General features: G+C 42.2%; 11 protein-coding genes. 2 read left to right on the top strand and 9 right to left on the bottom strand.

Annotated elements, in window-relative coordinates; genetic code table 11:
• Window positions 1-722: 722 nt before the first annotated feature.
• The 6 genes from uvrA to CD03_RS0124855 all read right to left on the bottom strand — a co-directional run bounded on the left by uvrA (window position 723) and on the right by CD03_RS0124855 (window position 9077).
• Window positions 723-3320: an excinuclease ABC subunit UvrA gene (gene uvrA / locus CD03_RS34785; RefSeq protein WP_044290344.1), complete on the bottom strand. Its 2598-nt coding sequence runs from the start codon at window positions 3318-3320 to the stop codon at window positions 723-725.
• 193 nt (window positions 3321-3513) lie between these two features.
• Complete coding sequence (locus CD03_RS0124875; protein ID WP_027295925.1) at window positions 3514-4842, bottom strand: glycoside hydrolase family 32 protein; 1329 nt, start codon at window positions 4840-4842, stop codon at window positions 3514-3516.
• 85 nt (window positions 4843-4927) lie between these two features.
• A complete protein-coding gene (locus CD03_RS0124870; RefSeq protein ID WP_027295924.1) occupies window positions 4928-6025 on the bottom strand; it encodes an ABC transporter ATP-binding protein in 1098 nt (365 codons plus the stop codon).
• Window positions 6026-6029: 4 nt separating this feature from the next.
• Window positions 6030-6881, bottom strand: a complete 852-nt coding sequence (locus CD03_RS0124865) for a carbohydrate ABC transporter permease (RefSeq protein WP_027295923.1) — start codon at window positions 6879-6881, stop codon at window positions 6030-6032.
• Window positions 6853-7755: a carbohydrate ABC transporter permease gene (locus CD03_RS0124860; RefSeq protein ID WP_044289645.1), complete on the bottom strand. Its 903-nt coding sequence runs from the start codon at window positions 7753-7755 to the stop codon at window positions 6853-6855. The genes CD03_RS0124865 and CD03_RS0124860 overlap by 29 nt, the downstream gene beginning before the upstream one ends.
• Window positions 7755-9077, bottom strand: a complete 1323-nt coding sequence (locus CD03_RS0124855; protein ID WP_027295921.1) for an ABC transporter substrate-binding protein — start codon at window positions 9075-9077, stop codon at window positions 7755-7757. Before CD03_RS0124855 ends, CD03_RS0124860 begins: the two co-directional genes overlap by 1 nt.
• 405 nt (window positions 9078-9482) lie before the next feature.
• On the opposite strand from CD03_RS0124855, the gene CD03_RS0124850 reads away from it, so the two are divergent.
• A complete protein-coding gene (locus CD03_RS0124850; protein ID WP_027295920.1) occupies window positions 9483-10523 on the top strand; it encodes a LacI family DNA-binding transcriptional regulator in 1041 nt (346 codons plus the stop codon).
• A 199-nt stretch (window positions 10524-10722) separates the two neighbouring features.
• Here CD03_RS0124850 and CD03_RS0124845 read toward each other — a convergent pair whose 3' ends face one another.
• Both CD03_RS0124845 and CD03_RS0124840 read right to left on the bottom strand, forming a co-directional pair.
• Window positions 10723-12240 carry an SPFH domain-containing protein gene (locus CD03_RS0124845; RefSeq protein ID WP_044290341.1) on the bottom strand — a complete coding sequence of 506 codons (1518 nt, stop codon included), beginning with the start codon at window positions 12238-12240 and terminating at the stop codon, window positions 10723-10725.
• Between the two features lie 357 nt (window positions 12241-12597).
• Window positions 12598-13299 (bottom strand): DNA alkylation repair protein, encoded by a 702-nt coding sequence (locus tag CD03_RS0124840; protein WP_027295918.1) that lies wholly within the window; start codon window positions 13297-13299, stop codon window positions 12598-12600.
• A gap of 81 nt (window positions 13300-13380) precedes the next feature.
• Between CD03_RS0124840 and CD03_RS34780 the strand changes: the two genes are divergently transcribed.
• Entirely contained in the window at window positions 13381-13809 is a 429-nt protein-coding gene (locus CD03_RS34780) for a hypothetical protein (RefSeq protein ID WP_044289643.1), read from the top strand.
• A gap of 153 nt (window positions 13810-13962) precedes the next feature.
• Here the strand turns inward: CD03_RS34780 and CD03_RS0124830 are convergent, their stop codons facing one another.
• Window positions 13963-14790, bottom strand: coding sequence for a Cof-type HAD-IIB family hydrolase (locus tag CD03_RS0124830; protein WP_052377970.1), 828 nt, complete (start codon window positions 14788-14790; stop codon window positions 13963-13965).
• Window positions 14791-14814: the final 24 nt, after the last annotated feature.

Genomic DNA, 14814 nt, shown 5'->3' with positions numbered 1-14814 from the left:
GTTAGCTGAGGAAGGGACGCTTTGTAGATGTAGGTAGTATGCGGAAAGATGGGTGTGGGAAACTGGCATGGCCTCCGTCAGCTGGCCGCAGAACTGGTATTTTCTAACCTTTCCGAAGCGCTTTTTGGCGGCACGCGGGTATTCACCGAGAAATCCTGATGCATTTCTCGGTTCAGTACCCGCTTAGTATCCGATGGGAGCCAGTCGAATACTATCCGCCAAAAAACACTTCGGAAAGGTAAGTAAATACTCAGCTCTGCTCTACGCTTCCTCCGCCCATACCAGTTTCCCACACCCATCTTTCCGAGATTCAGTTTACTGTCACAAAGCTGGTTTTCTCAGCAGATTGGAACCCCTGGGCTGTGGCAGGATGTTCTGTATTGGATGCTGCGCTATGTTTCGACTGTTTGTGTAAAAGAAGATGGAAGTTTAATGCATCAGGATTTCGGAGCGAATGCCCGCGTGCCGCCAAAAAGTGCTCCGGGAAGGTTAGAAAATGCCAGTTCTGTGGTAAGCCTTCCAAACCAATGTCCCGGTCCGCCACCTTCTCTTTCCCTACAATACCTACATCTACAAAGCGTGATTAATCAGCTAGACCCCATATCACAAACCTGCAGGGATGGATCTCATCTTCCACAAAGTGTGAAGCACATCTGCCAGTAAGCAATTTTATCCCCCCTTAGGATTCCCAGTGTAGCGGAGAAACACCAGAAAAGCAAGCTTTATTGTTCTTCCCGGTCACGATCACGGCAGCTATCTGATTTTGGTATTTCAGACCAGGTGGTACGGTATGATTTAGACAAAATGATTCCGGTTGCAGAAGACGGATGCTTCATTACTTCTTCCGGCGTCCCCTGAACAACTATCCGTCCGCCATAATATCCGCCTTCGGGGCCAAGGTCGATCACCCAGTCAGATGCAAGAATCACTTCCGGATTATGTTCAACCACAATTACACTGCTGCCCATCTGAACCAATCGCTGAAATACTACAATCAGACGGTTTGCATCCTGCGGGTGCAGTCCACAGGTAGGTTCATCAAACAGATACAATACACTTTCACCGGTCTGCTTTGCCAATTCTCTTGCCAGTTTTAACCGCTGGGCTTCTCCACCGGAGAGCGTAGTTGCTGATTGCCCAAGCCCAAGGTATCCCAGGCCTACATCCTGCAGTACTATCAGTTTCTTCATTATTTCTTTTTCCTGCTCAAACAAGGCTGCGGCTTCATCAATACTAAGCTCCAGAACCTGCGCAATACTAAGTCCCCTGTACTTTACATTTAATACCTGCTTTTGATATCTATTTCCCCTGCAAACCGGACAGACTACTTCAACATCCGGAAGAAAATTCATGGAAATTGACAACTTTCCGGCACCCTGACAATTTTCACACCGCCCGCCGGGTACATTATAGGAAAAATGTTTTGCCTGTAATCCTCTATTTTGTTTCCTTGCAATTGCAGCATATAAATTCCGGATATCCGAAAAAATATCGGTATAAGTAGCCGCATTAGAACGCGGAGAACGTCCGATTGATGTCTGTCCAATGGTAATCACATTTTCTAAATGCTCTAGACCGCTGACGTTACTCTTCTGTTTTCTTTTTGGCTGATGGGCATATGCTTCTGCCGCTTCTGCCAGTTCTCCAAAGATCAGGCTGGATTTACCTGCACCTGAAACACCTGTTACCGTAATAAATTTCCCCAGAGGAATTTCTACATTCAAATCTTTCAGGTTATTTGTATTTGCATTTTTAATCACTACATATTTCCCATTTCCGGGAGATTTTAGAGATACCCGGTTATAACCTGTACCGCTTAAATATTTTCCGGTAACCGATTGTGAACAGTTCTTAAGATCTGACACATTTCCGGCCGCAACAATCTGCCCGCCTTCTCTTCCTGCACCAGGTCCAAAATCAATGATATGATCTGCAGCCTGTATAATATCAAGGTCATGTTCGATAACGATCACAGTATTGCCCATATCCCGAAGCCTGTTCAGTGCATCAATGATTTTAGAAGTATCCCGGCTGTGAAGCCCGGTGGATGGTTCGTCTAACACATAAAGGACTCCTGTTAAACTGCTTCCCAGAATAGAGGCAAGCTTGATTCTCTGGGCTTCCCCTGCTGAAAGGGATACACTGGGCTGGTTCAGGGACAGATATCCGGCGCCCACTTCTATTATACGCTCTATGCGGTGCAGCAAGTTATCCAGAACCTGCCCGACAACCGCTCTGGCATCCGCTCTTTCATCCGCACTAAGATCCCGGTCAAGCTGCTTCAGCCAGTCTGCAGTATCCGTAAGCGGCATTGAAAGTGCCTCTATAATATTTACACCGGCAACCCTTACATCCAGAATCTCCTTCCGGAAACGGATGCCGCCGCACTCCGGACACTCCTGTTGTATTAAGAACTTTTCAATGCGCTGCTTCGCACTATATGAATTCTTTTCCTCATAGCGGCGCATCAGATTCGTAATGACTCCCTCATAGCGTCCCTCAGGAACCGTTTTCGGAGGTTTTATGTCTGGAAAATGCCGTGTAAACTGTTTGCTTAATGCACCGTAAAGAAGTAAATCCATTGCAGTTTCGCTATACTCAGAGATGGGAGCAGACAGGTTAAATTCAAATCCATAATATTGGGCTGCATTCGCAATTGATGCCCCGTATCGGTCAATATATACCTGATCCCAGCCATGGATGGCAAACTCTTTTATACTCTTTGACCGGTCAATTAAAAGATTAATATCCGGTATGCTTACAATACCGATTCCTTTACATGCAGGACATGCTCCTGACGGCTTATTAAAGGAAAAATGGCTTGCCGTAAGTTCTGGGATTCCTTTTCCACAGTGAGGGCAGGGCATCATCTGCTCATACATTTCCGCAGATTCTTCCGCCTGATCCGGAAGCTCTGCATAGATAGCCCCCGTTTCTTCCCCATAATTTGGGGTAATGGTTTTACCGCAGTGTTTACAGTTTCTTTCCCCTAATTTTGAAAACAGTACTCTCAGATATGGGGAAATCTCCGTAACCGTACCAACAGTCGAGCGCGGGTTACGGTTCGTATTTTTCTGATTAATGGAAATTGCAGGAGATAAGCCTTCAATTTTATCCACCATAGGTTTTGATCCAATCTCCATGGTCATCCCCATAGACTCCATATATTGTCTTTGGCATTCCCTCTGCAGAGTTTCCATTGCCAGTGTTGATTTACCACTGCCGGATAATCCCGTAAAAACAACCAGCTTATTTTTGGGTATTTCAAGGCTGATATTTTTTAAATTATTCTGTCGCGCACCTTTAATCCTGATATTCATATAATCTGCTCCTTTCGCATTCACCTGTTCAAAACATCGGTCATGCTTTTTATACCACATATCAAAACCCTGGTGTTATAGTGTAGGGTTCTAATTCGTTCAATGAAGCAAAAGAACGAGTCATTCTGACATAAAATAAGAGACAGCCCGGCTGGTTTCCCAAGCCGTCTGTCTCTGCTGATTATTAGAACTGCTACATCTGTTTCAGAATAAATTTTTTACCCTCCGGTATCAAAATCTCTTCTTTTAAATCATACACCACATTGCTGATTACATACTCGCCGTCATTTACATAGACCTCAATCAGATTCCGGTCCACAAGGATATTCAGTCTGGCATTTTCTTTCAGTATTGGTGTTTCAAAGGCAAGCCTGCAGTCACGGATGTCTTCATAGACTTTCTCCCGGTTTGTGCATATTTTATTACCCTTCCTGTATATTTCATAGCCTCCCAGGGATATGGATTCCCCGTCATCCAGCTCAATTTTTAACTGGTACGGTTTTCCCTCCTCTACTTCTCCAACCTCAGGGATTTCCTTTACAAATGCTTTTTCCACATTTGGATGCATCCGGAAATATATATGACCGTTCCTGCGTTCCACTACCCGGGGTGTACACATCATTCCGATCCAGGGCTTTACCTCCGCAACCGGTTTGGGCATTCTCATCCATCCAACGACTACTCTGCGCCCCTCTTCATCTACCGTACTCTGGGGTGCATAGAGATCAAGTCCATAATCTGCAAACTGATACTCCTCTGCCATCGTAAGGATACCTGTCTGCTCATCAAAATCTGCTGCTGCACAGATAGCATGGTTCTGTTCTTTTGCGCCGTCTTTCAGAAAACCCATCGGCGAAAAACAAACTACCCAGCCTTCATCTGTCTTATACAGATCCGGACATTCCCACATCCATCCGAAATTATCTGCTTTAGACGTATAGCTGTTCAGATACTCCCAGTTTTCTTTATCACTGCTTCTGTAAAACAGCAGAATTCCTTTTTTTTCATCCAGGGTGCTTCCAAGAACCATATAATAATGATCCCCGCTTTTCCATACCTTAGGGTCTCTTGTATGAGTACGGTGCCCAAGAGATGCATCCATGATCGGCGGAATAATCAGTTTCTTATCTTTATTATTATCAAAGTGTATCCCATCCTCTGACGTGATCATCAGCTGGGAAGACTCAAACTGTTCATTTACGCAGTGATGGATATCTTCTTTTGTTATTTCCTCATACCGCACACCCGTATAATAAATATAAAGCTTTCCATCCTCCTGGACTGCACTTCCGGAAAAACAGCCGTTGCTGTCCCAGTATTTGCTTGGATAAAGGGCTATTTCCTGATGTGTCCAGGTTACAAGGTCATCACTTACCGCATGCCCCCAGTGCATGGTTGCCCAAGCGGGTGCATAGGGAAAATACTGATAAAACAAATGATATTTCCCTTTATAATAGATAAAGCCATTGGGATCATTGATCCAGTTTCCCGGCGCCTTTAAATGTAATTTATGTTCTGTCATATTTATACCTCCTGCATATCGCAGGCCTGCCTGCGATACTGCCTTAACAAGTAGTTTGATAGTGCTTTTCTTCAAACTTACCTTCCTATTTTAAATAATTCTCTTCCGTCTGCTTATCAAAGAAATGAAATTTTGTAGGTTCCAATACAAAAGTAATCTTTTCTCCAATACCGCTGACTTCGTATTTAGAAACCCGTGCAACAGAGGTAATGCCCCCAAAGCTAAAATAAAGATTGTTTTCATTTCCCATAACTTCTTTGTTTTCTACAACAGAAGTCTGTTTATCTGATTTGTAAATTTCCAGGTTGTGCGGATCCAGCTTTATATCCTCACCGCGAATTCCTAAAATCATTTCTCCCTGGCGCCCGTTTAGTTTCTTCAGGACACCTTCGGGGAGTGTAATCTTATTTTTATCTTTGAATTCCACGCTGCTGCCACTTACGGTAACCTCATAGAAATTCATTTGGGGAGAGCCGATAAATCCCGCTACAAATTTATTTACCGGATGCTCATACAATTCCATAGGTGCACCTACCTGCTGAATTAAGCCATCCTTCATGATGACTATACGGTCCGCCATAGTCATAGCCTCTATCTGGTCATGGGTCACATAGATGGTGGTGGTTCCCAGTGTCCGGTGAAGCTTGCTGATTTCATTTCTCATACTCACACGCAGTTTGGCATCCAGATTGGAAAGGGGCTCATCCATGAGAAATACCTTCTGATTCTTCACAATTGCCCTTCCAAGAGCAACCCGCTGCCTCTGTCCGCCGGAGAGATTCTTTGGCTTTCTGTATCGGTACTCTTCCAGCCCCAGAATATCAATTGCCCAGTTCACTTTCCTGTTGATCTCATCTGCGGGCACTTTCATATTTTTTAATCCGTATCCTATATTCTTCTCTACTGTCATATGTGGATAAAGAGCATAATTCTGGAATACCATAGCGATTCCACGATCTCTTGGCGCTGTTTCATTCACCTTTTTTCCATCGATAAACAGTTCTCCCCTGGAGATATCCTCAAATCCGGCAATCATCCGAAGTGTAGTAGATTTTCCACAGCCGGAAGGTCCGACAAATGCTATAAATTCTTTTTCTTTAATTTCCAGATTAAAATCTGTAACCGCATTTTTATCCGTACTTGCATATTTTTTACTAATATTTTTAAATTCTATAAAGCTCATACTATCATCCTTCCTTCGTGCCTGTGTGTGTAACTCCTTCTACAATCTGCTTGGAGAAACAGGCATATATAATAATGACCGGTATCGTAATCAGGGTTATGACTGCCAGCGTCTGCCCCATGGTTGTATTTTCATTGGCAGTAATGGAATTCAGCCCAATCTGTGCAGTAAGCAGGTCACTGGACGTAAATACCAGTGATGGCCAGAGGTAGTCATTCCAAACATTCAGAAATGTAAAAACACTGACTGTAGCCACAACTGTTTTTGACATAGGCAGAACCATTGTAAAGAAATATTTCACCGGACTGCATAAGTCCAGCTGCGCTGCTTCATATACATCATCCGGCAGGCTTAGAAAAACCTGGCGGAACAGGAAAATATTAAATGGATTTACGATCATGGGGAGTATATATCCGATCACTGTATTTAGCAGCCCCGTTTTTGCAATAATTAAAAAGTGGATCGTAATAATTGTCTCGGTGGGAATAATCATCAGCATCATAATCACCAATACCCAGCGTTCCCGAAACGGAAAATCTATTTTCGCCAGAGCATACCCTGCAAGGCCATTTACGATAATCCCCAATATGATCAGAACCGCAGCATAAAACAGGGTGTTTCCCATGTACCTCAGAAAAGCCGTATTTGTGATAATCGTTATATAGTTATCAAAAAAGCTGCTGCTTAATGCGGGCGGAATAAATGCCGACATGGCATTCATGTCTGCCGCAATGGCTGCATCCGGCTTGAAAGAATTAGCAAGCATCCATACCACCGGAAATAAGAAGAAAATAGATAAAATAAGCATCAGGATAACCAAAACCCAGTTAATTGATTTTTGTTTTTTTGTTAACATGTTTTTCCTCCTTATCCCGCGTCAAAATTGTCTGAACAATGGTCAGAATGACCACAAAAATCACAAATACAATTGCCATGGTGGATGCCAGCCCCATTTCCCAGTTAACCGTACCAGTCTCATAAATATCATAGACCAGCGTATACGTAGAATGGGATGGCCCGCCTCCTGTCATTACCATTGGCTGAACAATCATTTTAAAAGCACCGATGGTAATGGTGATGAATACAAATACACAAATGGGTTTCAGTTCCGGCAGCGTAATATCCCTGAATTTCTGCCATCCGCTGGCATGATCCATCTCTGCTGCTTCGTAAAGTCCCGGATTAATTGCCTGAAGTCCTCCCAGAAAAATGATCATCTGATATCCCACACCCTGCCAGATACTCATAAAAGCAATGGAGGGAAGTGCCTGCTTATCACTGTAAATAAAGGGCTGTGCAGATATACCCAGGTTCGCAAGCACCGTATTTAAAATGCCTTCCGGATTATAGATCTGCATCCACAATGTAGAAACAACCGCAAGAGACATAACAACCGGTATAAAAAATGCAACCTTAAAATACTTTTTACAATGTGTAACTTTGTTAATCAGCAGCGCCAGAATAAGCGCTCCGCCTCCCTGGAGAGGCACGATAATAAACACAAACTTTACGGTATTAAGAAACGCCTTAAGAAACAGTTCATCCTTAAAAATCGTAATATAATTTTCCAGGCCCACAAAATGTGTAAGATCCGGATTCAATGCAAAATAATCGGTAAAACTGAAAACCAGTGTCAGCAGCATAGGAAGAAACAAAAAGATGGTAAGCAGTACGAGGGCCGGTCCAAAGAATGCCATTCCTAAAAGCGAATTAGATTTTTTTCTCCTCATTATTCTCTTGTATAACGCTTTAACTTGGCGTTAATCCTTTCTATAGATTTATCCAGTTCCGCTTTTGCATCCTTTCCATTCAGTGCAGCTCCTTCCAGAACCTGCTGAAAAGAAGTACTTACCTGCGGATATACCGGTGTCTTGGGTCTTGGATGTCCATATTTATTCAGCTGCTCATATAGAGCCTTGTAATTCTCATCTTCCGAAAAAAGAGAAATCTGCTCAAATGCCCCATAAGTGGATGGCAGCCCTTTTGTCTGTTCATGGAGAAGAATGCCGCTGTCTACACCACTCATCCATTTTACCAGCTCGGTTGCTCCTTCCAGATCATGGGTGGAAGCAGATGCTGCATATGCCCAGGAGCCTGTGGGCGTATATCTTCCTCCATCCCAGTTTTCTCCCACAATATAAGGCGCCACTCCCAGTTTGATATCCGGATAGTTCTCATAGACGGTATTTACTTCCCATGCACCGTCAAACTTAAACGCTGCACGCCCTGTTTCAAACAGCTTATCAATTGGCGTTTTTGACATATAGCCATTCTCTACAATTCCCCGGAAGAAATCCACGGCTTCCACATTTTTATCGGAATTGAAAATACCAGCCACGCCCAGTCCATCCTCACTTACAAAGTCTCCTTCATTGGCCCAAAAGAACGGCGCATAATAATAAATACTCGCTTCTCCAACCGGAAACGTCATATCCAGACAGTATCCGTTCTTTTCTTTCATAACCGGATCGAGCTTTTCACAGATCTCCATAAACTCATTCCAGGTCCAGGGATCATCAGCGGAAGGAATATTTATTCCGGCATTTTCCAGAATATCCTTGTTGTAATACAGACCTACACTGGATTCCATGGCTCCCAGTGTGTACAGCTTATCGTTATAGGTTCCCTGCTCAAGTATCGAATCCAGATAGACCGCCCTTTCTTCCTCTGACAGCTCCGCCAGGGGCTGGATTATACCATTTGCCGCATAAGCCGCCACATTGGGTCCGTCTACCGTAAGCACATCCGGAAGTCCGCCGGACATAACAGATGCATTTACCTTGTCAGAATATCCCCCTCCGCTGTCATTTCTGGGAATGAATTCAATATCTGCAAAATATTTTCCATCATACTTTTCATTAAATCTTTTCACGGACTCCGCATAGGCATCCCCTTCCGGCGTGTCCTCAATTGTATGTACCCATATGGAAAGATAGCTTTCTCCTTCCTCATATCCGGCAATATCGCCCGGCTTTACCTCTTTTTGCCGGCACCCTGCCAGGCAGCTTGCGGCAAGGAAAAATAGTGCCGCATATTTCCATGACTTTCTCATGTGCTCCTCCTTTACTTCAAAACCTATGCTTCTAAATCTTTGCTACTAAATCTTTGCTACTAAATCTTTGCTACTAAATCTTTGCTTTGTAACCGGTAATGTTACCGGTTAAGTTACCGGTTACTTTTATTATCTAAAGAGTATCACAACTCTATATTTGCGTCAATTCCTTTTTCTATTTTTGTGAATACTGTCTTTATTTCAAGGCAGTATTTTGTAATAAATTCACAAAAATAACCGGTTACTTTCACTCATTGCCAATTTGACATTGCCTGCAGAACATATTTTTGTTATACTTATCTGAAAAATACTTTTACCTGGCTGATTGGAACGGTCTTACAAGTGTATTATTTTTAGACATGCCCGGATAGTTCATAAAATCAGAACCTTGACAAAGGAGTTTCTATGGGGAAAAAAAACAAAGTAACTTTTAATGATATTGCAAATTATACTAACTTTTCAAAAACAACCATTTCCAGGTATTTTAACAACCCGGACTCACTGACTGAAGAAAACCAGAAAATAATTGCAGACGCTCTGTTAGCTCTGGATTATAAAGAAAATAAGGTGGCGCGGATCCTGGCAAGCGGGAGTACCGAGTTTGTAGGCATTATTATTCCAAACCTGTATCTTCACTACTATTCTGAGATGCTGAACCAGATTCTTTCATCTTATCAGGAATATGGCTATAAATTTCTTGTATTTGTTGGAAATGATGATGCGGAAGTTGAACGCAATTATATCAAAGAATTGATGGCATACCAGATTGAGGGACTGATTATCTTAAGCCATACTATCCCATCCAGAGAACTGTCAGAATACCACATCCCGATTGTGGCAATTGAGCGTGAAGACCAGTATATTTCCAGCATTAATACAGATAACTATATGGGAGCTGTCCAGGCAACCAGCCTGCTGATTAAAAATAACTGCAATGTCTTAATCCATATTAACAGCGATGTACCCAGCTATATTCCGGCATACGGAAGGATTAAGGGATTCCAGGATATCTGCAAAGAAGGAAAAATGCTGAATGAGATTATCTACTGCGATCTGGGATCTACTTTCGAAGCAAGCAATGCGAAGCTTACAGAAATTTATGAAGACCTTGAAAAACGATACCCCAATCAAAAAAAGGGCATTTTTATGCCCAACGATACCCATGCCAATGTTCTGCTCAATATTATTATCCGGAAGAAAGGCTCCCTGGGCAATGACTACCGGATTGTGGGGTTTGATGATTCTCCCATTTCCAAAGAAGCCATTATCCCCATTACAACGGTAGGCCAGCAAATCAGCCTGCTTGCCGAGGAAGCTGTTAAACTGCTGGTATCCCAGATGTCCGAACGTAAAAAACGGCGCCCGAACATTTCCACGGAACCCGTACACAAAAAAATCCCTCCTGTGCTTGTACGGAGAGATACTACTGATCATGACATCTTATAGTACCTGCAACGCACACTTTTAGCTGCAAAAAAAGGAGCCACTATTGTAGTGATAGATACTTACCAAAAATCACAGCATATCACAACCTACGGTTGTGTTGCTGTGATTTTTTGAAAAAGTTTAGAATTTATAACCCTCATGGGTTCCAATTATGCTAAGAAAACCAGTTCTGCCCCCAACCGGCAGAGCTGCTATTCTATTATTTCATAGCTTCACTTACAACTGCAGCTTCTGCCTGTGCTCTCTGTATATCATCCGCCTTTTCCAATCCTTCTACTGTGATATTGCGGTTCACTTTAGCATCATAGGTATCGGCTCTCATGATTTCGCCCAGGTCTATTCCCACCGTCTCTTTCATGGACTCAAAAAGCTTTGCCATAACTGCGGGAACATTTCCGGCTACTGAATCAACTCCGCTTCCTTCTCCTCCTCCAATAATAGTAATCTTATCAATCTGGCTCAGAGGTTCTGCAATTTTACCAGCAATTTCCGGAAGTACCTGAATCAGCATCTGTGCCATAGCCGCATTGTTATACTTCTGATAAGCTTCCGCACGTTTTTCCATCGCCTCTGCTTCCGCAAGTCCTTTTGCCCGAATTGCTTCCGCCTCTGCTTCACCGACCCTTTGAATACCCTGCGCTTCCTGCTCCTTAGAATATCTGTCCGCTTCCGCCTTTGATTTCTGTGCTTCTGCTTCCTTTTGAACTTCAAATTTCTTTGCTTCTGCTTCTTTTTGACGTTCAAATAATTCGGCTTCTGCTTTCTGCTGACGTTCATATCTGTCCGCTTCCGCTTTTTTCCTGATCTGGGCATCCAGTGACTGTTCCATAACTTCTGCTTCTTTTTGCTTCAGAAGAATGATCTTCTCTTCCTTCGCAATATCCGCATCTGCCGCTGTAACACCAATTGTTTTCCTCTGCTGCTCTTTCTGAATCTCATAAGCGGCATCTGCTTCTGCACGCTTCGTATCTGCATTTTTCTGAAGTGCCGATTTCTGTATGTCCAGTTCATTATTTTTAATGGCAATTTCCCTGTCAGAATTGATCTTCGCATCATTTGCCTGTTTGTCGGCTTCGGCCTTTGCCACTGCTATTTCTTTTTCTGCTTCTGCTTTTGCAATGGCTGCTTTTTTCTTAATCTGTGAAATATTATCAATACCAAGGTCATCGATAACCCCATTATTATCCGTAAAATTCTGCACATTGAAGCTTACAATGTCAAGTCCCATGGCTGCCAGATCCGGTTCCGCATTTTCTTTTACCAGATTTGCAAACTTTTGCCGGTCACCAACCATTTCTTCCAGCCTCATTCTGCCTACAATCTCACGCATATTTCCTTCCAGAACTTCTCTTGCCACCTGGGCTATGTACTGCGTGTTCTGATTCAGGAAGTTCTCCGCTGCCAGCCCCAGACGCTGATTTTCGCTGCTGATTTTAACATTTACGGCAGCATCTACCTGGATATTAATATAATCTGCGGTAGGTACGGAACTGGAAGTTTTAACATCGATTGGTATCAGTTTTAAGCTTAATTTATCAAGTCGTTCCAGCACCGGAATCTTAATACTTGCTTTTCCTATTATAATCTTTTTACGAAGTCCGGAAATAATAAATGCGGTATCCGGCGGAGCTTTTACATATCCTGTTACCAACACTAAAATAAGTAAAACTAATACCACAATCAAACCAATGAAAATCCCAATGTTGTCCATAATCATATTCATATTTTTTCTCCTTTATCCTATTTGCTATGAATCATTATTAGTTTGAAATGCTCTTTTTCATTGCAACTTTTCACCTCCTTATTCATGCTCAGAGCACTTCCGGAAATTTGAGTATGCTGCATTTTATGGTTCGGGGTAAAGAAAAAGACCCCTATTGCAACAACTCATGCTACAATAAAAGTCTCGCACATTTCATTCGATACGGATGTTTTACATCGACCTGACGATTTCGAATCACCTTACGGTGTTGGCTACTCCCTTTTATTAAGATCAATATAACACCATTTCCATATATTGTCAATAATTTAACAAGGAATTTTTCCTCTTTAAAGTGTACCTCTAAATGCCCCATTATCTTCTTAAGGAACGGATATATTCTTTTGCTGCTTTATCAACCTGCAGTGATTCTGTTATTTTCTGAAGCGCCTTATTATAGGTCCAGTTATCCAATTCATTCTCTTTCAGATATTCCATAACCTGTATGGGAAACTTCACATAGTAAATGGAAATTGCCCAGGCGACAGCCATTCTGACGTAATATCCTTCATGCTTAATGGCATCAAATGCTGATAATGCCCCTTTCAGATATGCTTCCTCTACAAAATAATCTAAAAGCATGACAATCCCAAACCGTAGCTCATATTCATTTTGGCTTCTCAGATACTTTTCCAGAAACAACCTCATTTCTTCTCTGTATTCTTTCGTTATCTTGAGGCCGGCGCAAAAACTGTCACATACTGACCAGTTATCTATCTTACCCACAAAACAATCAATTCTGGGTAAAAGTTCTAAAAGGTCCATACGGGCATAGCCTATCACCATTCCCTGAAGCATTATCTCTTCATAGCTGTCGTCAAGTGCTTCCTCCAGATAAGCCCTCCAATCCTCTTTTACAATCGTCTTTGCGATTTTCCGAAGAATTGGCAGGCGGACACCATATACATTTTCCACTCCCGGCATAAGCCTCATGGTAAAATCTCTGAATTTATCCTCAGATAACATTTGCAGCTGTTCCTTTATCCATACGTTTGATACCATATTTACTCCTCTCATCCTCCGTAAAATTTTACTACCAGAATTGCCCATCCTATGATATATTATTTTTATTGTACTACACAGGAGGAAATCTAAATTATGAAGAAAAAATATCACAACCTGCTCTTTCGAATCTCATATTACATGGAATTATTTCTGGCTGTTTTAATCACCGCTGCTATTCTTATTCTAAGCCTTCATTTAATACCGGATGTAGTCCATATGGCTACGAATGCTCAGTTTGACAACTTTAATAAATTTCTTTCCACCGCCCTGAGTCTGGTGGTCGGAATCGAATTTGTGAAAATGCTTTGTAAACATACGCCCGAAACACTGATTGAAGTACTGATGTTTGCCACTGCCCGGCAGATGGTTGTAGAACATATGTCTTTATTTGAAACGATTGTCGGTATTGTCGCTATCGGTGTACTCTTTTTTATTAAAAAGTTTCTGCTCACTAATTTTGATACCGGAAAGGATCAACCGGACTCTTCCGTTACCAACCACACGAATCAGAATCCGGAATAATCATATATCATTGATACAAAACAACTCCAGAATGGACTTTCGAACATTCTGGAAATTGTTCTATCATTCCTGGAGTTGTACGTTTTATTGTATACTTTATTGTATTAATGATTGCTTTCCTTCCAATTCTTATTAGGATATATCAATGGTAATTTACAATAATCCTAATTTTTGCAGTCCATACCAGATCCCGTCTTCATTCACGGCTTTGGTCACAAAATCAGCTGCCTTCTTCAGTGGTTCTATTGCATTTCCCATGGCTATGCCACAACCTGCCGCATGAATCATTTCCATATCATTCATGCTGTCTCCAAATGCGATCACATCATCCCATCCCAATTGATAATGAGTAAGAAGGGCCTCGATTCCAACAGCCTTGGATGTATTTTTATCCACAATATCTGCACCTACATTTCCCGAAAACATAGGGAATTTTAACAATGGAAATGCCTTTTCTAATTTCTGAACCTGCTCCAGTGTGCCAAACACAGCCAGCGCATGCAGGGACGCATCTAATAATTTTCCGGGATCTCCAAATTTTCTGTCACAGCTTCCAAATACCTGAACTTCTCTTTCAATCACACGCTCTTTGTTCACAAAATAGCCGATATCACCCAGGTTATAACCGATACAGATATGATGCTCTTCTGCAAATTCCAGGAGTTCTTTCACAATACTTTTCTCCATGAAATGCTCATATATCTTTTCATTTCCGATCGTTACCTTCAGTCCGTTAGCATGAACAATTGCATCCGGATGGACCAGTTCCGCCAGGGGACGGCTGAATTCATTTTCCATGTCCCTTCCGGAAGCAAGCACGATAATATGTCCCTCTGCTCTCAGATGATCCAAAGCCTTCATCGCAGATTCCGGTATACTATATGTTGCATGATCTAAAAGAGTCATATCCATATCAAAACAAACTAATTTTTTCATATTTATACCCATTGCATATTGCAGGCTTACCTGCAATACTTCCATTCTTTTTTCTTTCAACTATTTTCG

This window comes from Robinsoniella sp. KNHs210 (genome assembly GCF_000686105.1).
Lineage (GTDB): Bacteria > Bacillota > Clostridia > Lachnospirales > Lachnospiraceae > Robinsoniella > Robinsoniella peoriensis.
The sequence above is the reverse complement of the archived record's forward strand: the minus strand, read 5'-3'. Positions and strand labels throughout refer to the sequence as shown.